Raw genomic sequence first — 26,029 nt, 5'->3', positions numbered from 1 at the left:
CTATGATAAAGCATTTTCGCCACGCGATAGAAGAAACATTGCCCTGGCTCTCTTCCATTGGAGCCGATCCTACGGGTGGAATGACGCGTTTACTTTATTCGCCTGAGTGGCTGGAAACACAGCAGCAATTTAAAAAGCGAATGGCAGAAAGCGGTCTGGAAACACGCTTTGATGACGTCGGAAATTTATATGGCCGCCTTTGCGGCACACAATTTCCGGAGCAGGTGATTTTAAGCGGTTCGCATATTGATACGGTCGTCAACGGCGGCAATCTGGACGGACAATTCGGCGCGCTTGCCGCCTGGCTGGCGCTCGACTGGCTAAAAGCGACCTACGGCGCGCCGCTGCGCACCGTCGAAGTAGTGTCAATGGCAGAGGAAGAAGGCAGCCGTTTCCCTTACGTTTTTTGGGGCAGCAAGAACATTTTTGGCCTGGCGAATCCTGAAGAGGTACGCTATATCCAGGACGCCAAAGGCACAGGCGTTGTCGACGCTATGCAGGCGTGCGGATTTACCCTTCCCGCCGCGCCGCTCGCTGCGCGAACCGATATCCGCGCCTTTGTTGAATTGCATATTGAGCAAGGCTGCGTTCTGGAGAGCAACGGACAGTCGATTGGCGTCGTCAACGCCATCGTCGGGCAACGTCGCTACACGGTGACGCTCAACGGCGAGTCCAACCATGCAGGCACAACGCCAATGGGCTATCGTCGCGATACGGTGCATGCCTTCAGTCGTATTTGCAGTCAGTCCATTGAAAAAGCCAAACAGCATGGCGATCCCCTGGTATTAACGTTCGGCAAAGTTGAGCCGCAGCCGAATACGGTCAATGTTGTCCCTGGAAAAACCACATTTACAATCGATTGCCGGCATACGGACGCCGCGGTACTTCGCGAATTTACCGAACAGTTGGAAAACAATATGCGCGCCATCTGCGATGAAATGGATATCAGCATCGATATCGATTTGTGGATGGACGAAGCGCCGGTGCCGATGAACGCCGAACTGGTCGCGGCCCTCACCAGGCTGTGTGAAACCGAACAACTGAACTATCGCATAATGCATAGCGGCGCAGGTCATGACGCGCAAATTTTCGCGCCGCGCGTCCCTACCTGTATGATTTTCGTCCCCAGCATTAATGGTATCAGCCATAACCCGGCGGAACGTACCAACATTAATGACCTTGCTGAAGGGGTCAAAACTCTGGCATTAATGCTTCATCAACTTGCCTGGCAAAAATAAGGAGCCATCAATGGGATATCTGAATAACGTCACGGGTTACCGCGATGATTTACTGGCGAACCGCGCCATTGTGAAACACGGTAACTATGCGCTCTTAACGCCGGACGGTCTGGTGAAAAATATTATTCCCGGCTTTGAAAACTGTGACGTCACCATCCTTTCGACGCCGAAGCTGGGTGCTTCTTTCGTCGATTACCTGGTCACCTTACATCAGAATGGCGGCAACCAGCAGGGCTTTGGCGGCGAGGGGATTGAAACTTTTCTCTATGTCATTGCGGGAAATATTGAAGCTAAAGCAGAAGGAAAAACATTCTCTTTAACTCAGGGCGGCTACCTCTATTGTCCACCGGGGGAGATGATGACCTTTAGTAACGCTCAAACGGAAGACAGCCAGCTATTTTTATATAAACGCCGCTATACTCCTGTCGAGGGGCATGCCCCGTGGTTGGTTTCCGGCAATGCCAGCCAGCTGGAGCGTATTCATTATGAAGGCATGGAAGATGTTATTCTGCTGGATTTCCTGCCTAAAGAGCTGGGCTTCGATATGAATATGCATATTCTGTCGTTCGAACCGGGCGCCAGCCACGGCTATATTGAAACCCACGTCCAGGAACATGGCGCTTATATCCTTTCCGGCCAGGGGGTTTATAACCTCGACAACAACTGGGTGCCGGTGAAAAAAGGCGACTACATCTTCATGGGCGCTTATTCCCTGCAGGCCGGATACGGTGTAGGTCGTGGCGAAGCATTCAGCTACATCTACTCCAAAGACTGTAACCGCGACGTTATGATTTAACGGCGGGCAGCCCTCCTGATTATTTTTATTTAGCTATGTTGGATTTTGCCACGGTGAGAACCGTGGATTTTTTTATACTTAACGAGTCCCGATGTCCTGGCCAAGTTTGATGACGCGGGCAATATTACAGGCGCTGTGGTAGAGATTTTGTTCACCGTTCGCCAGAACCTCCGGCAAAGGCGCCAGCCGCGGCAAAATACTGAATACTGCATCAATACCGTGACGATGGACCACTTCCACGCCGTCGCCCAATACGCCGGCAATGCCGATAACCGGGACATGATGCCGTTTCGCCACTGATGCGACGCCTATCGGCGCTTTTCCTCCCGCCGTTTGCGAGTCGATTCGCCCTTCTCCGGTAATCACCAGCGAGGCCTCTTTTACCGCCTCCTCCAGCTTCACCGCCTGCATAACAATCTCAATACCGGGCTTCATTTCCGCTTCCAGGAAGACGATAGCGGCAATCCCCATTCCTCCGGCCGCTCCACCGCCCGGTATTTGAGACATGTCGCGTCCGGTCAGGGCATGTAAAATACGGGCATAATTACGCAATCCATTTTCCAGCGTCTCGACCATTTCAGGCGTCGCCCCTTTCTGCGGACCGAATACCGCCGCCGCGCCGCGTGGCCCCACCAACGGGTTATCAACATCACAGGCGACCTCAATACGACACTCTGAAATTCGCGGATCGCGCCCCTGCAGGTCAATGCTCGCCAGGCGCGATAAATTGCCCCCTTCGGCGCCAAGCGGCGTTCCCTGCGCGTCCAGAAAACGCACACCGAGCGCCTGCGCTACTCCCATTCCGCCATCCACCGTGGCGCTGCCGCCGATACCCAGAATAATATGGCGAATTCCCGCGTCCAGGGCGTGACGAATCAATTCGCCTGTGCCGAAACTGGATGCCCGCAGCGGATTACGCGCCTCGGGCGCCACCAGCATCAATCCGCTCGCCGCCGCCATTTCAATAATCGCCGTTTTGCCGTCGCCGGTCAGGCCATAAAATCCGTTTACTTTTTCCCCCATCGGCCCGCTAACGTCCACAGAAACCCGTTTCCCGCCGGTCGCAGCCACCATCGCATCCACGGTTCCTTCTCCACCATCGGCGATCGGTAAACAAACATAGCGCGCATCCGGAAATACGGTTGAAAATCCCGCTTTAATAGCCTGACAGCATTTATCAGCGCTTAAGCTCTCTTTAAATGAATCTGGCGCAATTACAATCTTCATTATGTCTCCTTGTTTTCTCACGTTATTTAATGCGTTCCCACGGAATAAGATTTTCCATAAGCACTGCCAGTAGGATTCCCACCAGTAATCCGTTACTAAGCAGAGGACGAATCATCAGTGGAAGATCCTGTAAATAGACCGGAGGAAGCCCCATCAAAAAAATGCCGACAAAAAGCGGTAACGCCAGGCGATAAATATTCCGCGCGGTAAACGTAATTTGCTGGCTAAAAACCAAACCGGAATAAAGTAAAGGTAAATAAGAGACCAGCATAACGGCGCTGCTGATCGCCAGTGGAATAGCGCAAAATAAGCGGGTTAACGGCGTTATAATGGCAACCAGCAGACACAGCGCGCTACCGCAGATAAAGGATTTGCGAGAACTGTCGCCGGTTTGCGTTAATAAACCAATGGAAGATACAAAAGGCGAAAAAGGCACGACCGCAAAAGGCACCGTCACTAACGTCATCAGTCCGGAAATCATAAAGCTTCGGCGATAACGAGAACTGCCCGACCCTTGATGCGGATAAAAGATATCGGTACCGCGGATAGCGCCGTAAGTGTTGCTGATGTTGACTAACCCCGTCATCACCGCCGTCACAATAATACCCGGCATCAGCGTGCCGTGGCTGCCCAGCGGAAACCATCGCCAGCTTAATTCACCCGGCGGTAAGTGTGACGAAGGAAAGCATAACCGCCATAGCCCCCACCCGACCACGGTCCCTACCAGTAACGCGTAACGGGAGATACGCTGCTGCAAGAAAATAATCATCGCGAGGATAAAACACATCACCGCGACCGCCAGCCCAAAGGGGGCCAATTTGATTCTGGCGCTGGTATCGGCAATGCCAAAAGGCAGCCCCAGCATGCCTTTAAAAAATATTGAGGTCAGCTGCGCGCCCAAAAGCAGCATGAAAAAAACCATTACCGCCGGCGTAAACAGGCGAGCCAGACGGTGTCCTAAGCCGCTAATGCCGATAAATATCGTCACCATCGCGGAGATCGCGATCCCGACCGACAGGCTGGAGGCGATATCGTTCAGCGGCGTGCCGCGAGACGCCTCGCCAAGCGTAATCGTAAGTATAGCGCCCCACCACAACCCTGTCGGCCCTTCCATAATGGCGCGGCGATGGCCGCAAAATGCCTGAACCAGGCAGGCCAACGCGGTGGTCAGAAAAGCGTATTGTGTGAGCATTAACAGGTTATCAGCGGGAAGATGAAAAGCGGACAGCAAGGTAGGGGGAACCACAACCGTGTTACAGAAAATAAAGAAAAACCACTGAAAGCCGGACAATACACTTTCGCGGTTAATAACAGGGAACATATCCACACCTTAAAATAGAGAATGCCCGTCGTGACGACGGGCATTAAATCACACCGGATTACTGCTGATGTTTAAGGATAAACTGACCTTTTGGCGGCACAGGGAAGCCATGCTCGATGTCATAAATAACATCGCCGCGCAAAATCGTTTTGGTAATACGCGCGCCAATAGTACGGCCAACATACGGACTGACTTTATGGCGATATTCCAGATCTTCATTTTTCAGAACATAGCTGCTGTCAGGCTGAATAAAGACCAGGTCAGCATCTTTGCCGGGGGCAATACGTCCTTTATGTTTCAGACCAAAAATATCGGCGGCGTTGGTCGCCATTAATTTGCCAAACATCGGCAACGACATACCGCGTTTTTGCACCGCTTCATCAAACATGACGTCCATGCAGTTTTGCAGTCCGGCAATTCCACCCCATGCTTGCATGATATTGCCTGCTTTCATTTCCGGAGGACATGGAGAGTGGTCGGATACCAGGCAGTCGATTTCGCCGTTAAACAGTTTTTCCCACATCCCTTTCTGGTTTTCCTGGTCGCGAATTGGCGGAGAACATTTTGCCAGGGTGCCAATCTCTTCGAACTGATCGGTATCGAGGACAAAATAGTGCGGGCACGATTCACAGGTGACATCCTGGCCTTCCTGACGCGCACGCGTTACTTCCTCTACCCCCTCCGGGCTGCTGATATGACAAACGTGCAGACGGCAACCTGCCGCTTTCGCCAGATACAGCACGCGACGAATGGCTTCCACTTCAGTAAATACCGGACGTGAGGCGACATAATCATGCGCCGTTACGCGACCTTCGCGTTTAGCTTCTTCGCCCAGCTCATCGCAAATCAGAGCATTTTCGCAATGTACCAGTACCGTCTGGTCCATCTCTCCCAGTTTTTGCGCGCCTTTGTAAAACTGCCAGTCATTAACGTCGCGAAAATCATTATCGATGCCACGATCGCCGCAGGTGGCGACAAAGCACTTGAAGCCGACAACGCCCACTTCGTCCAGCTCATGCAGCCGATCCAGGTTATAAGAGACCAAACCGCCCAACTGCGCGGCGTCGATGGTCAATTTACCTTTTGCCGCGTCAAACTTGAGTTCAATCGTCTCACGATCGACCGTCGCCGGCAGCTGATTGAGCGGCATCTCAATCATCGTGGTAATACCGCCTTTCGCCGCCGCGCGCGTACCGGTTTCATAGCCTTCCCAGTGGGTACGGCCCGGTTCAGAAATGTGGGTATGCGCGTCAACCATGCCCGGCGAAACGATCAATCCCGTCGCATCCAGCACGTTTTTCGCTTCCCCCAGGTTCTCGCCAATCGCGGCGATTTTTCCGCCCTGGACGGCGATATCGATAACTCTCGCTTCGTTTTCTAAGATGACAGTACCGTTCTTAATAATTAAATCAAAAGACATAACAAACTCCTTGTATGGATACAGATAGTTTTTAAATAGTGCACACTTCATTAAATACGCTTAATATTTTTTCAATAGTTAACCTGCGACTTTTTGCTCTCCTGTATTTTCAAAACCCGTGCGTTTCTTCAGTAGCGCATAAGCAACGAACGCAACTATTACGCCTACAAACCAGGACACGCGGGATAAAGGCTCCATAAATGGTATAAACTTGCCGCCTAATGACAGAATGACTGCGACCAGGGTGACTGAAAATGCAGTCAGGTTAAATCCATTATCATAATATTTGTAATCACCGCTGGCGGTGTATAGCTCATCAAGATTAATTTTTCCACGCATTACCACAAAATAATGAGCTAACATTACGCCGATTACCGGGCCAAGCATACCGCCGATAATATCGAGGAACAGATAAATACTGTCCTGATTCTCCATTAATTTCCATGGACAAATCAGTAGACTGATAATACTGGCAATCATTACGCCATTTTTATAGTTAAGCTTTGTCGGGGTAAGCGCCGCAATTTGATACCCCGCAGGTATAATATTACCGGTGGCGTTGGTTGAAATTGTCGTCATCAGAATCACCAGCACTGCAAAGAATGAAGCAAACAGGCTGTCCCAGCGCTGCACAATATCCAGCACGTTCCAGGTATCCATACCATAATGAATACTGGCTCCGGCAATAATGCACACGCTGGCTACGGCGAATAATATATACGCTACGATAAGCCCCAATGTTTGTCCCAATGCCTGAGCGCGAAATGAATGCGCGTTTTGCGTGAAATCGGACGCGCTCACCGCTGGCGCAGCCCAGACGGCGACTACGGCGTTAATCACCACTAGGAACAGAAAGCCGCTGTGCTCTGCTTTTTGCACGCCTGAAGGCAGATAGTCCAAAATCGGGCCAATGCCGACCAGCGATATTGCCCAAATAGCCATGCCGCCAAAGACAATATAAATACATGGATTGAGGATAGCGGTAAATTTATTTAATACTTTACCACCGCCAAAACCGATGCCAACGTTAATGATCCAAAAAATTAGAAAAGTAATTAGCCCTGGCAGTGAAAAACCCAGCAGCTTGAAATCTCCGCCTAATGTCTAAAATCCTGGCCAGATCTTCCCAATTAAAATAAGAAATGCCAGCGATCCCGCGTAACACTGTAAGCCGAACCACATAATTGCCGCGATTCCCCCTCGTAATAATCCAGGGAATAGCGCGCCGCGGACGCCGTAAGAACCTCGCAATATCATAGCAAAAGGAACGCCATATTTGCTGCCTGCCGCGCCATTCATTACCATCGCCGCCGCAATAAATAATGCGCTGATAATAATGGCCAACATGATATTAAATGTTGATAGCCCCAGTATAAAAAAACCGCCGACCATAACGTAATTTGGCACGTTATGTACAGATCCCATCCATAAGGTGAAATAGTTAAATGCTTTCCAGTTTCGTTGGGTTTCTGTTTTAGGTAATAAGTCTTCGCTATAACCGCGTTGCTGATATAGCTCTCTTTGATGTTCCATAAATCCCTCTTTTCACGCATCGGATAACGTTGTTATGGGTTTAGCTATGAGGAACAAATAAATATAAAATAAAGAAATAGTAGATATAATTATTTTTAAGCTGAAGCAATACGTTGCGTTGCTTTCTTTTTATATAATGTGACAGCAGCAAAGATCAGCGTTCCGGTAACCACTAAACATGCTGAAATCACAAAACTGATCTCCTTCGACCCCGTTACATCCGAAATAAATCCGGTCAACGTTGGGGCGACAACCGCTGAACTCATGCCAAAGAAATTAAAAAGGCTGAAAGCTCTTCCCAGACTTTTTGCCGAAGCCTGTTCAGATACAAAGGAGATCAGGATCGGGTCTACTGCCATTTTCCCTAGCAAGCCGTATAGCGTCAGGCTGACCATCAGCATCGTGGTATTCGGGGACAAAACCGTAAACGCCAACATTGCCGCCGCCACAATTTCCAGACCGAGAATAACCTTAACTTTACTGTTACGGAATTTATCTGACAGATGGCTAAAAAATAACGCCCCCGGTACGCCAACCACCGCCACCAGAGCTGATGCCAGCCCGATAGCTCCGCCATCAAATCCTCTTTCAGTCTGGAGATAAGAAGGCAGCCAGGTCACTATCAAATAATAACCGTAGCAGGTACAGAAATAGAGGAAGTAAACGCTACACAATAAACCAGAGAATAAAGGCGCGCGTTTCTCATCTTCCGTAACGGTTTGGGTTTGCTTTTCCGCTTGCGCAGAGTCGCTTTTGGCTTTACCACGAATGACCAGCGTAAAGACGCACAGCATAATTACTAATATCGCGGCCACGATATACAGTACATTTTGCCAGGCCATGCTCATGTTTTTTACTAATACGCTGGAACCGATTAAGCCAATCCCCATCCCTATAGCCGACCCGCTGTTGATAATCGCGTTGGCTAATGCCCGACGGGCCTGCGGCACGTTTGCCGAAGAGAGTGAATAAGCCGAACTAAAGAAAGAAGCGCATCCTCCGCCTGCCATTAGCGACCCTGTATAGATCATGGCCAGGCCATTGGCTTTCGCGATACAGAGTGTACCAATAATAAAAAGCGTAAATCCGGCCATCAGCATGATTTTTTGACCGAATTTATCGACCAATATTCCGCAAGGGATTTGCATACTGCAGTAAGCAAAAAAGTAAAAACTTGCAATGGCGCCTATTTCTGCATTACTTACATTGTCTAAAGATGCCTGAATTTCTGGATAAATTGGCGTAAGCACGGTGCGATAGATCCAAATCGCTACCCAGCCCAGACTCATTACGACAACAATTTGTTTCCAGTAATCAATCCCGGATTTTTTAGTTTCACTCATGTTCTTCACCTTTACAGAGTGTTCCTTGTGAACAGGTATCGCTGCAGCCGCAGCGATACACATAATTAGGACAATTTATGATTGGCCATTAATTCCAGCGCCTGTACCATTGCCGAATGATCAAGCTGGCTCCCGCCATTTGCCGCACAGGTATTGAATAATTCCTGGCAGGTCGCCGTATTCGGTAAATTCAGCGCCAGCGCTTTTGCGCTTTGCAATGCAAGATTAAGGTCTTTCTGATGAAGCGCGATTTTGAAACCAGGCTCGAACGTCCGGTTGATCATCCGCTCGCCGTGAACTTCCAGAATGCGTGAAGAGGCGAACCCGCCCATTAACGCCTGGCGCACGCGTACCGGATCGGCGCCTGCTTTTGAAGCAAACACTAAGGCTTCAGAAACCGCTTCAATATTCAGCGCAACAATAATTTGGTTAGCCACCTTACAGGTTTGCCCATCCCCATTGCCGCCCACCAGGGTGATATTTTTTCCCAGGATGTCAAAGAGCGGTTTAACGCGGTCAAAGACTTTCTGCTCGCCGCCGACCATAATCGACAGAGTGCCTTCACGCGCCCCGATTTCTCCCCCGGAAACCGGGGCATCCAGGTAATCAGCGTCCATTTCATTAACGCGCTGGGCAAAACGTTTGGTTCCGATAGGAGAAATAGAACTCATATCGACGATGGTTTTTCCCTGAAGCGATGTTTTGGCGCAACCGTGTTCGCCAAATAACACCTCTTCAACCTGCGGCGTATCCGGCACCATTATGAAGATGATGTCTGCGAATTCAGTCACCTGACGTGCAGTCTCAACATTTACCGCCCCCAGCGAGAGCAGTTCGTCCGCGACTGGACCAATAGTCGTAACGTGTAATTGATGACCGGCGCGTGCCAAATTGATAGCCATTGGCGAGCCCATAATTCCCAGGCCAATAAATCCCAGTTTCATATACAACCTCTTTTATTGCTTTCGGTGTTTCCAGATTCAGGCAACACAATCCCCTTCCAACACAGTGGAAAAAAAAGCGCTGCCCGAATTATTCTGCGTTTTAACGGTACTGATTAATCCACGATAATCCCGCTTCCGCGGTAGTCAGTGGTTTATATTCACATCCAACCCAGCCATCATAATCAGACTGTTTAATGACATTAAAAATAAAGTCATAATTGATTTCCCCGGTCCCCGGCTCGCCGCGACGCGGGTTATCAGCAATCTGTAAATGGCCTATTTTATCGGCCCATGCCGTCATGGTTTGCGTTAATTCCCCTTCCATGCGTTGCATGTGATAAATATCATACTGAATTTTGATATTATCGCTGCCGATATCCTTAATTAATACTAACGCCTGTTGAGTGCCGGTGAGATGGAATCCCGGCATATCAAAGTGATTAATAGGTTCGATAAGTAATAAAATGTCTTCTTTCGCCAGCATATTTGCCGCATAGCGCAGGTTTTCGACCAACGTGTCGTAGATCTCCGTTGCGGAGAATCCTGACGGCGTTTTACCCACCAGACAATTTATTTTCTTATTGCCTAACGCGCGTGCATAGCGGATTGCGGCCGCTACGCCATCGCGAAACTCTTCTTCGCGCCCAGGAATACAGGCAATTCCACGTTCGCCAGCCGCCCAGTCGCCAGCCGGTAAATTATGTAACGTATGTTCCAGATTATTATCCCTGAGCTTACGTTTTAACACTTCGATGTCGTCATCGTAGGGAAACATGAATTCCACGCCGCGAAATCCCGACTGCGCCGCTTTATCAAAGCGTTCCAGGAAATCATATTCCGTAAACAGCATAGAAAGATTGGCAGAGAAACGTAACATCGATTACCTCCCTTACTCATATTTCATAAAACAGGTTTCTGTTGGCGCATCTTTCGCACTATCCGCAACCTCTTCAAACTCGGTTACGTTATCCAGTTCGTCGCCCATGGAAATATTGGTTACGCGTTCCAGAATGACTTCCACCACCACCGGAACGCGATATTGCGCCATCAGCGCTTTAGCTTGTTCAAATGCAGGCGCAATATCTTCCGGTTTAAAGACACGAATTGCTTTACAGCCTAACCCTTCTGCCACTTTTACATGGTCAACGCCATAGCCATTCACTTCGCTGGAGTTGATATTTTCAAAGGCGAGCTGCACGCAATAGTCCATGTCAAATGCGCGTTGCGACTGGCGAATCAGACCAAGATAAGCGTTGTTAACCAGCACATGGATATACGGAATGTTAAACTGCGCGCCGACGGCTAACTCTTCAATCAGGAACTGGAAGTCGAAATCGCCGGAAATCGCCACCACATTGCGTTGTGGATCGGCAGCACAAACCCCTAATGCCGCCGGGATTGTCCAGCCAAGAGGCCCCGCCTGGCCGCAGTTGATCCAGTGTCTGTCTTTAAACACATGCAGCATCTGCGCTGCCGCGATTTGCGACAATCCAATGGTGGTGACATAGCACACATCGCGACCAAAGGCTTTGTTCATCTCTTCATAGACGCGCTGCGGCTTCACTGGCACGTTGTCAAAGTGGGTTTTACGCAGCAAAGTCCGTTTACGCTGCTGGCATTCGTCCACCCAGGTCTTCCGGCATGGCAAACGCCCCGCTTTTTGCATCTCCTGCGCGACATCGATCAGCAACGTTAGCGCCGCTTTGGCGTCAGAAACGATGCCCAGATCCGGGCACAACACGCGGCCAATTTGCGTCGGTTCAATATCGATATGGATGATTTTTCGACCCTGAGTATATTTCTCAACGGACCCCGTATGACGGTTGGCGAAACGGTTACCGATGCCAAAAACCATATCGGATGCCAGCAGAGTGGCGTTGCCGTAGCGGTGCGCCGTTTGCAGGCCGACCATCCCCGCCATTAAGGGGTGATCGTCCAGGGTACAGCCCCAGCCCATCAGGGTAGGGATCACCGGTACGTTGATCAGTTCGGCAAACTGCTGCAGCAGTGGCGCGGCGTCGGCGTTAATAACCCCGCCGCCCGCGACAATTACCGGACGCTCGGACTGAATCAGCATCTCCAGCGCCTTTTCAATCTGTACTCGGCTGGCGGCTGGCTTATATACCGGCAGCGGCTCATACATATCCGGATCGAATTCGATTTCCGCAACCTGGACATCAAACGGTAAATCAACCAGCACAGGACCTGGGCGGCCTGAGCGCATCAGATGAAAAGCCTGCTGTAATACGCGCGGCACCAGCGCCGCCTCACGAACCGTCACTGCCATCTTGCTGACTGGTTTTGCAATCGCTTCAATATCGACTGCCTGGAAATCTTCCTTGTGCAGACGCGCTCGCGGCGCCTGGCCGGTAATGCATAAAATCGGGATAGAGTCGGCAGAAGCGGAATAGAGCGCGGTGATCATGTCGGTTCCCGCCGGGCCGGAAGTGCCCAGGCAGACCCCAATATTACCTGCCGCCGCACGTGTGTAGCCCTCAGCCATATGCGAAGCGCCTTCCACATGACGCGCCAGTATATGGCGAATGCCTCCATGCTTACGCATTGCAGAATAGAAGGGGTTGATTGCAGCCCCAGGAACGCCGAATGCTGTGGTGATACCTTCTTTTTCCAGCACATACATTGCCGCATCCACGGCTCTCATTTTTGCCATTTTATTGCTACCTCTTTTTATTGGAAAAAGTTTCCAACTTTTAAAAATTTTAAAAAAGTCCCGCTCCAGCGAGCGGGATGCGGCTCAGGCTACAGGGGGTTTTAGCCCAAGCGCCGTACTGATGTCTTTCGCGGTATCCCGTACCAGTTCACCCTGGCTGATAAAGCGATCTTCCGTCAGCCGGGAAGCCGGTCCCGATATTGAGATAGCGGCGACCACGCTGCCCGCATCGTCATAGATAGCGGAGGCGATACAATTCAGCCCGACAACATGTTCTTCCTGGTCAACGGTATAGCCCTGTTCACGCGCCCGCTCCAGATTTTTAAGCAGGATAGGTAAATCCACCAAAGTGGTCGGCGTAAACCGCCGCAAACCAGTATTGACAACGATCCCCACCAGCTCTTCTTCGGTGAGCGGGTAAAGCAGCGCTTTTCCGGCGCCGGAAGCATGTAACGGCAGACGACTCCCTAAGGGCGCGCACATTCTGACCATCGATTTGCACTCCTTTTGACCGATTAACACCGCTTCATTACCGTTGCGAATCGCTACGTTGACCGTCTCGCCAGAAAGCAGCATAAGTCGGTGCATAAAGGGCCCGGCCACCGAGAGGACATCGCGATTATGAATATACGCAGAGCCCACATTAAATACGCCTAAACCAATATGCCACCAGCCAAGCTGGCTATCCTGGTACACAAAATCAGCCGCTTGCAGTACCTTTAACAGGCGAAACGTCGTAGAAAGCGGTAAATCCAGGCTGCCGGAAATATCGCTAACTGATGAACTGCCGCCGCTTCTTTCGAGATATTGCAATATCGCTATGCCCCTCTCCAGCGCCTGAGCGCCTTTCTGCGCAGTCGGCTCTGCCTGTCCTGGCCTGCCGCGTCGTCTTACTTCCGTCATATTTACGTTAACTCCGGCCCAAAATATGAGCATAAACAATGAACAATATGTTCATCTTATGCAAGAAGGCCAATAGCGTCACGCAAAACAGAGTTCATGTGTCGGGATACTTTCAACATCACAGTTATCGCTGCCACCGCGATCCACCGTCAGAAAATCGGTAACCGTCTGCCACGCAAACAGCGGGTGATGCCATACATTACGGTGATAATTGACGCTCTGCCGTCCATTGCTAATAAACGCCCGCAGCGTGGAGAGATCGGGTTTATCATCGCCGAGCGCGACAATAACGACAAAAGCCTCGCCGTTCATCGGCACAAACGCCTGCGTACCTAAAGGATGACGTTCCAGTTCATGTACCACAATAGGCATCGCGGCTGGTTGCGCCCTGTTAATACTGATCAGCGTGCGATCCTGCTCCAGAACTTCAACCTTCGCCAGGTCGTGATATCGCTCAACTAACCCGTTGTTTATATGAAAAAGTCACGTTCCTGCGTCTCAATAACATCGCCATAGGCGCTGAACGTCTTCTGATCTAACGGTAATACCTCAAGTTTCATTATTTTTCCCTTGTAGCTCGATTCCGTTTAACCGCGGTTTGGACTCTGTCCGGTTTCAATACCATGCAATCTAAAACCTTCGGGATTTAACATCAACATAAAACTTGGAATATTTTTCCAAAAGTAGATTTAGACCACAAATCAAACATGGCTATTATGTAAAACTACTTAAAAATCATAGGAAAACAATTCTGGTTTTATCAGGATCGTAAGGAGGCGTCTGACGATGTTTGACCCGGAAACACTGCGTACCTTTATCAGCGTTGCCGAAACGGGGAGTTTCTCCAAAGCGGCGGAGCGCCTGTGTAAAACCACGGCAACTACTAGCTACCGCATCAAACTGCTGGAGGAAAATACCGGCGTAGGGCTGTTCTTTCGCACAACGCGAAGCGTCTCGTTGACGGCGGCGGGCTCTCACCTTCTCTCTCAGGCAAAAGACTGGCTTGCGTGGCTGGACAGCATGCCTGACGAGCTACGCCAGGTTAACGACGGCGTAGAGCGTCAGGTCAATATTGTGGTGAATAACCTGCTCTATAGCCCGCAAGCGGTCGCCAGTCTCTTATCGTGGCTTAATGCGCGTTACCCTTTCACCCAGTTTCACTTTTCCCGGCAAATTTATATGGGCGTCTGGGATTCGCTCCTGTATGAAGGTTTTTCGCTGGCGATTGGCGTAACTGGCACCGAGCCGTTGGCTAATACCTTTATGCTCGACCCTTTAGGTTCCGTACAATGGCGTTTTGTGATGTCCGCGGATCATCCTTTAGCTCACGTCAGCGGGCCTCTAACAGAAGCGCAGTTGCGCCGTTTCCCGGCAATTAATATCGAAGACAGCGCGCGTACGCTGACCAAGCGGGTAGCCTGGCGCCTTCCGGGGCAGAAGGAAATTATCGTGCCTGATATGGAAACCAAAATCGCCGCTCATCTGGCAGGCGTCGGTATCGGTTTTGTTCCGCAGCCGCTTTGTCAAACGCTGATCGACAAAAACGAACTGGTGAGCTGTACCATCCCTACGATGCGTCCGCCCTCACCGTTAAGCCTCGCCTGGCATAAATTTGGCGGAGGCAAAGCGGTAGAAGACATTGTGAAATTATTTACCCAACGACAACCCGAAATAGCCGGTTTTTTATCCATTTTCAACACGGTACGCTGTTAAAAATCAAGCCACTTTGCGAATTGGCGCGTAAAATAGCGCAAAGGATGATTTAAGGTTACGTTTTACGTTATGCAAGACAGACAAAAAGCACAGGACTATCGCGCACTCCTCCTTGCCGATACGCCTTTAATTGATGTACGCGCGCCGATTGAGTTTGAACAGGGCGCCATGCCGGGCGCTATCAACCTGCCATTGATGATGGACGACGAGCGGGCCGCCGTCGGCACCTGCTACAAACGTCAGGGCGCGGATGCGGCGTTAGCGCTGGGGCATCGGCTGGTTTGCGGCGACATTCGCCAGCAGCGGCTTGAGGCCTGGAAAGCCGCGTATCAACGTTTCCCCAACGGGTATCTGTGCTGCGCACGCGGCGGTCAGCGGTCACATATCGTACAACGTTGGCTGCAAGAAACAGGGATTGACTGCCCGCTTATTGAAGGCGGCTATAAAGCGCTGCGCCAGACAGCAATTCAGGCGACCTGGCAACTGGCGCAAAAACCGATACTTTTAATTGGCGGCTGTACGGGCAGCGGCAAAACGCAACTGGTACGACAACAGCCCAACGGCGTGGATCTGGAAGGTCTCGCGCGTCATCGCGGCTCCTCTTTTGGCCGCACGCTGAAACCCCAGCTCAGCCAGGCCAGTTTTGAAAACAAACTTGCCGTTGAATTGCTGAAAATTAACGCGCGTCAGACGCTAAAAAGGTGGGTACTGGAAGATGAAGGGCGAACGATCGGCGCCAACCATCTGCCTGAGTGTTTACGCGAAAGAATGGCGCAAGCCCCCATTGCGGTAGTGGAAGATCCGTTTGCGCTTCGTCTGGAACGACTGCGTGAAGAGTATTTCATCCGTATGCATCACGACTTCACCCACGCCTACGGCGATGGGGCCGGTTGGCAGGCATATAGTGAATATCTTCATCATGGACTGTTCGCTATTCGCCGCCGTCTGGGGTTGCAACGCTTTGCCGAACTGACGGACACGCTGGATAGGGCGCTGGCAGAGCAATTATCCAGCGGCAGCACCGACGGCCATATGGCATGGCTGGTTCCGCTACTTAACGAATATTACGACCCAATGTATCGCTATCAACTGGAGAAAAAAGCCGCGAATATCGTTTTTCGCGGCACATGGCAAGACGTTGCCAACTGGCTAAAAGCGCAATAGCTTATTTTTATTGCCGGCTGACGCTACATTGAGCCGGCTTAGTGTCTGTCGCGCTTGTCGGCACGTTTTGCCAGCCAGTCGCCCAGCATCTGAACGACCTGAACCAGCACAATCAGCGCCACTACGGTAACAACCATCACTTCGGTTTCGTAACGGTAGTAGCCATAGCGAATCGCCAGGTCGCCTACCCCGCCGCCGCCGACAATCCCGGCCATCGCCGAGTAGCCGATTAAGCTTACCAGCGTAATCGTCAGGCCGCGCAGCAGCCCTGCGCTGGCTTCCGGCAACAGTACGGTACAGATAATACGCATCGGACTAGCGCCGAATGCCAGCGCCGCCTCAATAATCCCTTTATCGACTTCACGGAGCGCGCTATCTACCAGGCGTGCATAAAACGCGATTGCGGCCACCGACAGCGGGACGGAGGCTGCAATCGGGCCTATCGTATTGCCCAGCAAAAGCTGCGTTAGCGGCAGTAACAGCACCAGTAAAATAACAAATGGCACCGAGCGGATAATATTCACCAGAACCGAGGCGACAAGATAAATAAAACGGTTCTGCCAGAACAGATGACGATCGGTGACAAAAATCAGAAAACCGAGCGGTAGACCGCCAAGAATCGCCAGCACCGTTGAAATACTCAACATCTGGAAAGTTTCATTGAACGCCAGCGTTAAATCCGGCAATAAATCATCCACGGATCACCTCCACCTGTGCAGTACGTTGACGGATATGCTCCACGGCGGCCGCCACCGCCGTTGGATTATGCGGCGCGGTTAATTGCACCACCAGAATGCCCAACGCGCGTTCGCCGATATACTCAATCTTGCCATGCAGGATATTGACCGCGACGCCAAACTTGATCGCCACCTCCGACAGTACCGGCTGCTCCGCCGAATCGCCGATAAACAAAATTTTCAGCAACTGCCCGGGCAGGTGTTCCCGTAAGCGTTCCGGCAGGGTCAAATTAAGGGTATGAGACACCAGTTGCTGTGTGAAAGCGTGTTGCGGGTGGGCAAACACATCAAACACCTCGCCCGATTCCACAACCTTACCGCCCGACATCACCGCCACGCGATCGCAAATAGATTTGATCACGTTCATTTCATGGGTGATCAGCACAATAGTAATCCCGAGCTGCGCGTTGATCTGTCTGAGCAGGGCCAGAATCGTGGCGGAAGTTTCCAGATCCAGAGCGGAAGTCGGTTCGTCACACAGCAAAACATCCGGATGGTTAGCGATGGCGCGGGCTATCCCCACCCGCTGTTTTTGCCCGCCGCTGAGCTGTACCGGAAAACAGTTCGCTTTATCGGCAAGGCCCACCAGCGTTAAAATTTCCGCCACCCGCGGCGCGATTTTGCTGCGTTCCCAGCCAGCCGCTTTCAGGCTAAACGCCACGTTTTTCGCCACTGTCCGGGTATGCATTAAGTTAAAATGCTGGAAAATCATACCAATACGCTGCCGCGCCTGGCGTAACGCTTTTCCGTCCAGCGCAGAAATTTCCACGCCGTTGACGTTGACGCGCCCCTGACTGGGACGCGTTAAGGCGTTCAGGGTACGCAGCAGAGTGCTTTTTCCTGCGCCGCTGGTACCGACAATGCCAAAAATCTCGCCCGCGGCGATATGCAGGCTCACATCATCCACCGCGCGCGTGGGGGTACCGCGACCGGCGGTAAAATCGACGCAGACTTTTTCTATTTCAATCATATTCACCTCAGAAATTGGGGATGGCCACCGCTGCGATCAGGGTGTCGCGGTCATCCATTCCGGTTTCTGGAAGGCGCTATAAATATTCTTTGGATCGTCGATGACCGCGCGATAAGCCGGCGATTTCACCGCCTCGACAATATCTTTGGCAAACGGCTTATCGGCATCTTCACTGCGTACCGCAATGATATTTTTCAGATTCTCATCCAGGTGTTCCTGCTTAATCGCGCTGGAGAGATCGAGTCCTGCCGCCACCGCAAAGTTCCCGTTAACCAGCGCGCCGGTCACGCCGTCCAGCGTGCGCGGTAGCTGTGCGGCTTCCAGCGGTTTGAAAACCAGTCCTTTTGGATTGCTGGCGATATCTCGTTCAGAGGCTTTGGTCGGATCGATATTGTGCTTAATCGTGATAAGCCCCAACGATTGCAGGAAGCGAAGGCCGCGCGCCAGGTTGGTCGGATCGTTGGAGAGGGTAATAATGTCCCCTTTTTTAAGCGCATCCAGGCTGTTGATTTTACGTGAATAGAAGCCCATCCCGGCGGTCGGTACCACAATAAGTTTGCTGAGCTTCAGCCCTTTGTCAGCGGTGAATTTGTCAAAATAGAGGGTATGTTGAAAGAGGTTGGCGTCGATGCTGCCGTTAGCTAACGCCATATTGGGCTGGACATAGTCGCTAAACTCGCGCACCACGACCTTATACCCTTTTTCTTTTAATGTCGGCGCAATCGCCTGCTTCACCATGTCGCCATACGGCCCTGGCGCGACGCCAAATACGATCGTTTGCGGGGAACCATCGGCATGGGCAAACTGTAATCCGCAGGCCAGTAATAGCGTGCTGGCCGCAATGCGTAAACTCTGACGCAATCCCATAATTTCTCCATTTTAAATAGTGTGATGCTGTGCCGGATGCCGTTCATGCGGCATCGTCTGTTTTGGCCCAAACGAAAGGCTATTTCTTAACATGACACAGATCACAGCCTGCTGTCCTTGAAATTATTTCATGATGTTTCCTGGTGTGTCGTTAAATGTACGAGGCAGGCGCTCAGGCGTGTGTCAGGCGGGAATGGCGTAAAGGGAAATGCCGGATAAGACGTCTTAACGCCAACATCCGGCACAGGAAAACGCTTTAGAAATCGTAACGCAGACGCACCAGGTTCATATCGCCCAGATTGTCAGTGCTGGAGGTGAAAACATGTTCATAATCAACGCGGAAACCATAATCCAGTTGGAAGGTGATCCCCACGCCGTTATCGGTGCGCAGATAGTCGCGGCCATTCACATATTCAATGCGGTCGCCCATAAAGTACGGTTGAATAGCTTTCACGGCATACTGACCAATCGGGAAAGCGTAACCGACAAAATATTCCAGACCCCACGCATCGCCGGCAAAGTAATCATTCACAGACACTTTTTTGGTCGTCATAAAGTTCTGATACCAACCGCCGCCTGCGGCAATAGTCCAGTTTTCCGGCGTCCAGCTTAACGCGGTACCGACAATATTTTGATCGTAAGTTTTATTGCCGTTGCCGCGCATCTCCGCACGGGTATAGTTCCATGCCGTCCCCCAGGTCAGATCGTCGGTGAGATGGTAATCCGCGCCTAAAGAACCGCCGCCTTTACGTTTGTAATTCAGGCCGTTATTGGCATTATAATCGTCGCTGAACAGATAAGACGCGTAGAGATCGACATTGCCAATGCTTTTCTTATACTTCAATGACTTACGCGTACGGTAAGAACCATCGTAGTCGCCGTTAATCCCGTTGCCCGGCGCCTGACCTATCATGTCGTAATCCCAGATATCGGTTTTTACGCCCACCACATCGTAATAAATGCTGTTCTGTTGACCGAAGGTCAGCGTTCCCCACGTCGCGCTCTTGAAGCCAGTATACAGCATACGGCGAGTGGTATCAGTCGTGCCCTTCGCATAATGGTTATCCCAGTCAAATACCGCAGGGATATTGACGCCCAGCTCGTAATAGCTAATCCAACTGATATCATCAAACAGATAATAATCCGCGGCGAAGCGGAAACGCGTCCCGCCATCAAAACCATTACGTTTATAACCGTTCGCGCCGTCATTACCGGTCATATTCTGGAACTGCGGACGAATACTCCCGCCAACGGTGAAATTGAGTCGGCTGAGTGGATTACCCGCCTGGGGATCTTGTTTTAAAACGGTGATTTCCGCCTGAGTGGCGAAAGGCATGAAAGCCACTGCCGCGCCGATCGATGCCGCCAACGCTGTTATTTTAATTGTCATTATATTTTCCTTGATAGATAGCCAATCCAAATCATTTAGCAGGCAAATAATAACTGTTATAAAACCTTACGTGTTGTGTATTTTTTAATGATTTGTGCTACTAAAAATCAAGGAGTTATCAATTTGTGCGACTAAAAAAGTACGCGCCGTTTTAAAAACCAGCGCGAAATTATTCACATCATGAATCATCCGCTAAACTGGCGGAATAGCGCTTTGCCTTTAAGCAAACGAACGCCAAGCCAGCCGCCGCATACGGAAAGCAGCAGCGCGCCGCAAAACGGCAGTGCGACCCATAAACGCCAGTCCGGCTCCCAGGGGAAATCAAAAACGTTGATTTGTAAGATCGCCAGCGCCGTCTCCGCGCCAATCGCGGCGACCAGCCCGGCAACTAACCCCAGCATGGCGAATTCGCACCAGAGTGTGGTACGCAACAGTTTCTTTCCGGCTCCTAACGTGCGCCACACCACCAGCTCCTGATGGCGCTGACGCATCCCGACCTGTACCTGGGCCAGTAATAGCAACATGCCGCAGAGAGTGACTAGCACAACCATCACCTCCAGCGCCCGACTGACCTGCTCCAGCACCTGTCCCACCTGTTTCAGGATCGCCCCGATATCTAACAGGCTGACGGTAGGAAACTCGCGGTTAAGCTGCGTTAACATGCCGTTGCCATTCTCCCAGCGAAAACTGGTCAACCAGCTTTGTGGTTGCCCGTCCAGCGCCCCGGAAGGAAAAATGAAGAAAAAGTTGGGCCGCAGGCTTTCCCAGTCCACTTGACGCAGGCTGGTGACTTTAGCGCTAAATGCCTGGGTATCGCCCATAAAGGTTACGCTATCGCCGAGTTTGACGTTCAGCCGCTTCGCCAGCCCCTCTTCCATAGAGACTTCGCCCGGTTTTGGCGGCCAGTGACCGGCGACCAGCGGATTATGCGCCGGGCGCGTATCCTGCCAGGTCAAATTCAGTTCACGGTTGAGCGACTCATCCTGCTGACCTTCCGTCGGATTACCGTTTATCTCCGTTAACCGCGCCCGCACAATCGGATAAAACGTCTGCGGGATCACCTGATGTTCCGCCAAAAAGGCTTTCAGCGGCGCGACCTGTTCTGAAGCAATATTGATAAGGAAATAGTTCGGGCTTTCCGGCGGGAGCTGCTGTTGCCAGCGATCAAGGAGGTCGCCGCGCAGCACCAGCAAGAGCGCCAGCAGCATAAACGAAAGCGAAAACGCCGAAAGCTGACTCAACGTTGACCACGGCTGACGCAGAAGTCGGCTGACGGCCAGACGCAGCGGTAGCGACGTCAACGTCATGCCGCGCAACACGTTAAGCAGCATCCAGCCCACCAGACCGCACAGCAGCGCCAGTATCACGGCGCCCGCCAGAACCGCCCACAACAGCATACTTTCGCCCATCAATCCGGCGAGCAGCGCCACCACGACGGCGCAGGCGACAGGCAAATAAATTTTTAACGACCAGACGCGAGCGACAACATCGCGGCGCAGCACCCGTAGCGGCTGGCTCGCCAGCAACAATCGATAAGGCCGTAAACCGACCAGCAGAGAGATGACCGTCATCGCGCCCAGCGCCCACAGCCAGGGCCACAGGCTGGCGGGCGGCAAATCGGCGGGCAATACCGGTTTTAGCAGCACCAGCAATATGTTTTCAAACAGTAACCCAATCGCGCCTCCCGTGACGGCGGAAAGCCCCAGCACCATCAACCACTGTCCGATGATAAGTTTACGCAACTGGGCCCGGCCCGCGCCCAACGTTTTTAAAATCGCCACCAGATCGTAGCGGCTACGGCAGTAATGGCTCATCGCCACCGCGACGGCAGCTACCGCCAGCAGTAGCGTTAATAACGCCGAAAGCAGCAAAAACTGCTGCGAACGTTCGAGCGATTTCCCCAATGCCCCGTCATCCTGCTCCAGTCCGTACCAGCGATGTTCCGGTTTAAGCTGCGGTAACAGCCAGCTTTCATAGCCAGCAAGCTGTTGCGGCGTTCCGCCGAATTTATACCGCCACATCACGCGACTCCCCGGCTGTATCGCACCGGTTTTTGCCACATCGGCCATATTCATCATCAGACGCGGCGCCATCTGAAAAGGGTTAAATCCGGAATCCGGCTCCTGCACCACTTCACCAGCAATACGCAAGGTCACGTCGCCGACATCAATGGTATCGCCCGTTTTCAAATTAAGCAGCGCCATCAGACGCGGCGCCAGCAGTACGCTACCCGGCTGCGGTTTCACTCCGCCTGGACGGGTTTGCAATTCGCCGTACATCGGATAAACGCTATCTACCGCCTTCACGCTGGCCAGTTGCGGCGTATCGCCGGCAAACGTCATGGTCGCAAAGGTTAACTGCTCGCCCACGTTAAGGCCGCGTTTACGCGCCTCTTCAAGCCAGGCTTTCGGTACCTCCCGCGAACTTTGCAGCGTCCGATCGCCTGCCATAAACTCGCGGCTTTGCTGACTTAACCCTTTTTCCATCCGGTCGCTGATACTGCCGAGCGCCAGTACGCAGGCCACCGCCAGACTCAACGCCAGCCAGACAATAATCAGCGACGGCGAGCGCCATTCGCGCCAGAACCAGCGGGCTATCATGCCTCCTCCTGTAACTGACCGTTGACCAACCGTAGCCGCCGGTCGCAGCGCGCCGCCAGCGCCGGGTCGTGCGTCACCAGAATCAGCGTAGTGCCGTGCTCGCGGTTAAGCGAAAATAGCAGGTCGGCGATTTTATCTCCGGTCTGACGGTCAAGGTTGCCCGTCGGCTCATCGGCAAACAGCACATCAGGACGCCCGTTAAACGCGCGCGCCAGCGCTACGCGCTGCTGTTCGCCGCCGGAAAGCTGTGCCGGAAGGTGGTCAAGCCGTTTTCCCAGTCCCAGTTGTTCGAGCAGCGCTTTCGCCCCCGCCTTACTCTGACCGCTGTTTTCACCGCGTAGCAGGGCCGGTAGCTCAACGTTTTCCAGCGCGTTAAGCGTAGGAATAAGCATGAAGGATTGAAAAACAAAACCGACATGCTGAGCGCGAAGCTGCGCCCGCGCCTCTTCGTCCATCTGATGAAGCGGTTTCCCGACCAGACTGACCTCTCCGCTACTGCCGTCATCCAGTCCGGCGAGAATCGCCAGCAGCGTAGATTTTCCCGATCCTGATTCGCCAATCAGCGCAATGGTTTCGCCGCGTTTGACAACCAGTTCAACTCCGGTAAGGATGGAAAGCTCATGCTCACCCTGACCGACGGACTTCCTGAGACGATGAACTTCAACACTGTTTTCCGCTGGCATTTGCCCTTCCTGTTTTTGATCCTGTTAACTTTCCGTGCCGCCGCCGCAGACACCTTATTAATTCTGGGCGATAGCCTCAGCGCCGGTTACCGTATGACCGCCAGCGCGGCATGGCCGTCGCTCCTTAATGATAAATGGCAAAACAAAACGTCGGTCGTTAATGCCAGTATAAGCGGGGATACCTCGCAGCAGGGACTGGCGCGTTTGCCGGCGCTGTTGCAACAGCATCACCCGCGCTGGGTAGTGGTGGAGCTTGGCGGCAACGATGGCCTACGCGGTTTTGCGCCTGCGCAAACCGAACAGACGCTACGTAAAATCATTCAGACGGTGAAAGCCGCCGATGCCCAACCGTTACTGATGCAAATTCATCTGCCCGCTAACTACGGTCGCCGTTATAATGAATCCTTTAGCGCCATTTATCCTAAGCTCGCCAAAGAGTTCGATATTCCTCTATTACCGTTTTTTATGGAAGAGGTATATCTGAAACCACAGTGGATGCAGGATGACGGTATTCATCCCAACCGCGACGCGCAGCCGTTTATTGCCGACTGGATGGCGAAGCAGTTGACCCCTTTTCTCTCCTGAATCATTCGAGTTGCATGAAGGCGGCACGTAAGAGAATTTCCAGGAGCATAGATACCTATGTGACTGGAGTAAACGAACGCACAGGCAACTTGAAGTATGACGGATATAGTTAACCACGACTCTTAAATCAACGGAGATCCTGACAGGTAAAGTTATGCAAAAATCGGTCTTAATAACAGGATGTTCCAGCGGAATCGGTCTGGACAGCGCGCTTGAACTTAAACGCCAGGGCTTTCAAATCCTGGCGGGCTGCCGCAAACCTGATGATGTCGCCCGGATGAACAGTATGGGATTTACCGGCGTGTTGATCGATCTCGACTCCCCTGAAAGCGTGGATCGTGCCGCCGATGAAGTGATCGCCCTGACCGATAATCGTCTGTATGGGATCTTTAACAATGCCGGCTACGGCGTGTATGGCCCCCTTTCCACCATCAGCCGTGAACAGATGGAGCAACAGTTTTCCAGTAATTTCTTCGGCGCGCATCAGCTTACCATGCGCTTACTTCCCGCCATGTTGCCGCATGGCGAAGGACGCATTGTGATGACCTCATCGGTGATGGGGCTGATTTCCACCCCAGGGCGCGGCGCTTACGCCGCCAGCAAATATGCGCTCGAAGCCTGGTCTGACGCGCTACGTATGGAGCTACGGCACACAGGCATTAAAGTGAGCCTGATAGAACCGGGGCCGATTCGTACCCGTTTTACCGATAACGTTAACCAGACGCAGCGTGATAAACCGGTAGAAAATCCCGGCATCGCCGCGCGTTTCACCCGCGATCCTGACGCGGTAGTAGCGAAAGTGCGTCATGCTTTTGCAAGCGATAAACCCAGGCTGCGCTATCCCGTTACGCTGGTCACCTGGGCGGTGATGGCGCTGAAACGCATATTGCCGGGCCGGATGCTGGATAAAATTTTACAAAGCTGAGTTGAAGCGCGCCCGTCAGCCCCCATGTAAACGTGACACAGACAAAAGAGAGCGACGCCATGTCCGTACAGAACATTGTCAATATTAATGAATCCAACCTGCAGCAGACCTTAGAGCAGTCCATGACCACGCCGGTACTGTTCTATTTCTGGTCTGAACGCAGCCAACACTGTCTGCAATTAACGCCAGTGCTGGAAAGTCTGGCTGCCCAGTACCACGGTCAGTTTATTCTGGCAAAGCTGGACTGCGACGCCGAACAGATGATCGCCGCTCAGTTTGGTCTACGCGCCATCCCGACAGTCTATCTGTTCCAGAATGGCCAACCGGTCGATGGTTTCCAGGGGCCGCAGCCGGAAGAGGCAATCCGCGCTCTGCTGGATAAAGTACTGCCGCGTGAAGAAGAGCTAAAAGCGCAACAAGCGATGCAGTTAATGCAGGAGGGCAACTACGTTGACGCACTGCCGTTACTCAAAGACGCCTGGCAGCTCTCTTCGCAGAACAGTGAGATTGGCCTGTTACTGGCGGAAGCGCAAATTGCGCTGAACCGCTCTGAAGAGGCCGAAGCGGTATTAAAAACTATCCCGCTACAGGATCAGGATACCCGTTATCAGGGGCTGGTCGCGCAGATCGAACTGCTTAAACAGGCGGCGGATACGCCGGAAATTCAGCAACTTCAGCAGCAAGTCGCGGATAATCCGCAGGATGCGGCTTTGGCAACGCAACTGGCGTTGCAGTTGCACCAGGTCGGACGTAATGAAGAAGCGCTGGAATTGCTGTTCAGCCATCTGAGAAAAGATCTTGCCGCCGCCGAGGGACAGACGCGCAAAACCTTCCAGGAGATCCTTGCCGCGCTCGGCACCGGCGACGCGCTGGCGTCGAAATACCGCCGCCAGTTGTACGCGCTACTGTATTAATCCTCTCTTGCCTGATGGCGCGCTTATCTGGCCTACCTGTCGTCCTCAGGCCGGATAAGGCGCTTGCGCCATCATCCGGCAACTA

21 protein-coding genes and 2 pseudogenes are annotated in these 26,029 nt (G+C 52.1%); 7 read left to right on the top strand and 16 right to left on the bottom strand.

Translation table 11 applies throughout. The features are described 5' to 3' along the window. The first annotated feature begins 2 nt into the window (after positions 1 to 2). Together allC and allE are read left to right on the top strand one after the other, a co-directional pair. The gene (gene allC, locus AAYN39_RS14575) at positions 3 to 1,238 is read left to right on the top strand and encodes an allantoate deiminase (protein ID WP_000589772.1); all 1,236 of its coding nucleotides are present in this window, start codon (positions 3 to 5) and stop codon (positions 1,236 to 1,238) included. Between the two features lie 10 nt (positions 1,239 to 1,248). Continuing rightward, entirely contained in the window at positions 1,249 to 2,034 is a 786-nt protein-coding gene (gene allE / locus AAYN39_RS14570) for a (S)-ureidoglycine aminohydrolase (RefSeq protein WP_000540981.1), read from the top strand. A gap of 78 nt (positions 2,035 to 2,112) precedes the next feature. Here allE and glxK read toward each other — a convergent pair whose 3' ends face one another. The 10 genes and pseudogenes from glxK to allA all read right to left on the bottom strand — a co-directional run bounded on the left by glxK (position 2,113) and on the right by allA (position 13,956). Continuing rightward, on the bottom strand, positions 2,113 to 3,261 hold the full coding sequence (glxK, locus tag AAYN39_RS14565) for a glycerate 3-kinase (protein ID WP_000706333.1): 1,149 nt from the start codon (positions 3,259 to 3,261) through the stop codon (positions 2,113 to 2,115). A 22-nt stretch (positions 3,262 to 3,283) separates the two neighbouring features. Then, positions 3,284 to 4,582 (bottom strand): uracil/xanthine transporter, encoded by a 1,299-nt coding sequence (locus AAYN39_RS14560; RefSeq protein ID WP_000484506.1) that lies wholly within the window; start codon positions 4,580 to 4,582, stop codon positions 3,284 to 3,286. Between the two features lie 58 nt (positions 4,583 to 4,640). Further along, positions 4,641 to 6,002 (bottom strand): allantoinase AllB, encoded by a 1,362-nt coding sequence (allB, locus tag AAYN39_RS14555; protein ID WP_000006865.1) that lies wholly within the window; start codon positions 6,000 to 6,002, stop codon positions 4,641 to 4,643. A 78-nt stretch (positions 6,003 to 6,080) separates the two neighbouring features. Continuing rightward, positions 6,081 to 7,535: pseudogene (locus AAYN39_RS14550) on the bottom strand (putative allantoin permease). A gap of 95 nt (positions 7,536 to 7,630) precedes the next feature. Continuing rightward, positions 7,631 to 8,878, bottom strand: a complete 1,248-nt coding sequence (locus tag AAYN39_RS14545; RefSeq protein WP_000005062.1) for an MFS transporter — start codon at positions 8,876 to 8,878, stop codon at positions 7,631 to 7,633. 65 nt (positions 8,879 to 8,943) lie between these two features. After that, entirely contained in the window at positions 8,944 to 9,822 is an 879-nt protein-coding gene (gene glxR, locus AAYN39_RS14540; protein ID WP_000765818.1) for a 2-hydroxy-3-oxopropionate reductase, read from the bottom strand. Between the two features lie 100 nt (positions 9,823 to 9,922). Then, positions 9,923 to 10,699, bottom strand: coding sequence for a hydroxypyruvate isomerase (gene hyi / locus AAYN39_RS14535; RefSeq protein WP_000943597.1), 777 nt, complete (start codon positions 10,697 to 10,699; stop codon positions 9,923 to 9,925). A 12-nt stretch (positions 10,700 to 10,711) separates the two neighbouring features. Continuing rightward, complete coding sequence (gene gcl / locus AAYN39_RS14530; RefSeq protein WP_001096863.1) at positions 10,712 to 12,493, bottom strand: glyoxylate carboligase; 1,782 nt, start codon at positions 12,491 to 12,493, stop codon at positions 10,712 to 10,714. Between the two features lie 84 nt (positions 12,494 to 12,577). After that, positions 12,578 to 13,396: an HTH-type transcriptional repressor AllR gene (allR, locus tag AAYN39_RS14525; protein WP_000141266.1), complete on the bottom strand. Its 819-nt coding sequence runs from the start codon at positions 13,394 to 13,396 to the stop codon at positions 12,578 to 12,580. Between the two features lie 78 nt (positions 13,397 to 13,474). Then, a pseudogene (gene allA, locus AAYN39_RS14520) lies at positions 13,475 to 13,956 on the bottom strand (ureidoglycolate lyase). 226 nt (positions 13,957 to 14,182) lie between these two features. Between allA and allS the strand changes: the two are divergent. After that, positions 14,183 to 15,109, top strand: a complete 927-nt coding sequence (gene allS / locus AAYN39_RS14515; RefSeq protein WP_000460171.1) for an HTH-type transcriptional activator AllS — start codon at positions 14,183 to 14,185, stop codon at positions 15,107 to 15,109. Positions 15,110 to 15,178: 69 nt separating this feature from the next. Next, positions 15,179 to 16,273: a tRNA 2-selenouridine(34) synthase MnmH gene (gene mnmH, locus AAYN39_RS14510; protein WP_001154074.1), complete on the top strand. Its 1,095-nt coding sequence runs from the start codon at positions 15,179 to 15,181 to the stop codon at positions 16,271 to 16,273. 38 nt (positions 16,274 to 16,311) lie between these two features. Here mnmH and AAYN39_RS14505 read toward each other — a convergent pair whose 3' ends face one another. The 6 genes from AAYN39_RS14505 to ybbA all read right to left on the bottom strand — a co-directional run bounded on the left by AAYN39_RS14505 (position 16,312) and on the right by ybbA (position 23,520). Next, positions 16,312 to 16,971, bottom strand: a complete 660-nt coding sequence (locus AAYN39_RS14505) for a methionine ABC transporter permease (protein WP_000342247.1) — start codon at positions 16,969 to 16,971, stop codon at positions 16,312 to 16,314. Continuing rightward, positions 16,964 to 17,980, bottom strand: a complete 1,017-nt coding sequence (sfbB, locus tag AAYN39_RS14500) for a virulence-associated ABC transporter ATP-binding protein SfbB (protein ID WP_000569655.1) — start codon at positions 17,978 to 17,980, stop codon at positions 16,964 to 16,966. Before sfbB ends, AAYN39_RS14505 begins: the two co-directional genes overlap by 8 nt. Before the next feature lie 36 nt (positions 17,981 to 18,016). Then, positions 18,017 to 18,847: a MetQ/NlpA family ABC transporter substrate-binding protein gene (locus tag AAYN39_RS14495; protein WP_000524312.1), complete on the bottom strand. Its 831-nt coding sequence runs from the start codon at positions 18,845 to 18,847 to the stop codon at positions 18,017 to 18,019. 256 nt (positions 18,848 to 19,103) lie between these two features. Continuing rightward, positions 19,104 to 20,237, bottom strand: a complete 1,134-nt coding sequence (locus AAYN39_RS14490) for a porin (protein WP_000152873.1) — start codon at positions 20,235 to 20,237, stop codon at positions 19,104 to 19,106. 185 nt (positions 20,238 to 20,422) lie between these two features. Then, a complete protein-coding gene (gene ybbP / locus AAYN39_RS14485; protein ID WP_000561782.1) occupies positions 20,423 to 22,837 on the bottom strand; it encodes a putative ABC transporter permease subunit YbbP in 2,415 nt (804 codons plus the stop codon). Then, positions 22,834 to 23,520, bottom strand: coding sequence for a putative ABC transporter ATP-binding protein YbbA (gene ybbA / locus AAYN39_RS14480; RefSeq protein ID WP_001110598.1), 687 nt, complete (start codon positions 23,518 to 23,520; stop codon positions 22,834 to 22,836). The genes ybbP and ybbA overlap by 4 nt, the downstream gene beginning before the upstream one ends. Here ybbA and tesA point away from each other — a divergent pair. The 3 genes from tesA (at position 23,491) to cnoX (ending at position 25,944) form a co-directional block, all read left to right on the top strand. Beyond that, positions 23,491 to 24,105 (top strand): multifunctional acyl-CoA thioesterase I/protease I/lysophospholipase L1, encoded by a 615-nt coding sequence (gene tesA / locus AAYN39_RS14475; RefSeq protein WP_001010578.1) that lies wholly within the window; start codon positions 23,491 to 23,493, stop codon positions 24,103 to 24,105. The genes ybbA and tesA overlap by 30 nt on opposite strands. Positions 24,106 to 24,259: 154 nt before the next feature. Further along, a complete protein-coding gene (locus tag AAYN39_RS14470; protein ID WP_001172802.1) occupies positions 24,260 to 25,030 on the top strand; it encodes an SDR family oxidoreductase in 771 nt (256 codons plus the stop codon). Positions 25,031 to 25,089: 59 nt separating this feature from the next. Then, positions 25,090 to 25,944 (top strand): chaperedoxin, encoded by an 855-nt coding sequence (gene cnoX / locus AAYN39_RS14465; RefSeq protein ID WP_000116065.1) that lies wholly within the window; start codon positions 25,090 to 25,092, stop codon positions 25,942 to 25,944. The last annotated feature ends 85 nt before the right edge of the window (positions 25,945 to 26,029 follow it).

The organism is Salmonella sp. K21076 (genome assembly GCF_039650795.1).
GTDB lineage: Bacteria > Pseudomonadota > Gammaproteobacteria > Enterobacterales > Enterobacteriaceae > Salmonella > Salmonella enterica.
Note: the sequence above shows the minus strand (reverse complement) of the source record. Positions and strands in the feature narration are given on the sequence as shown.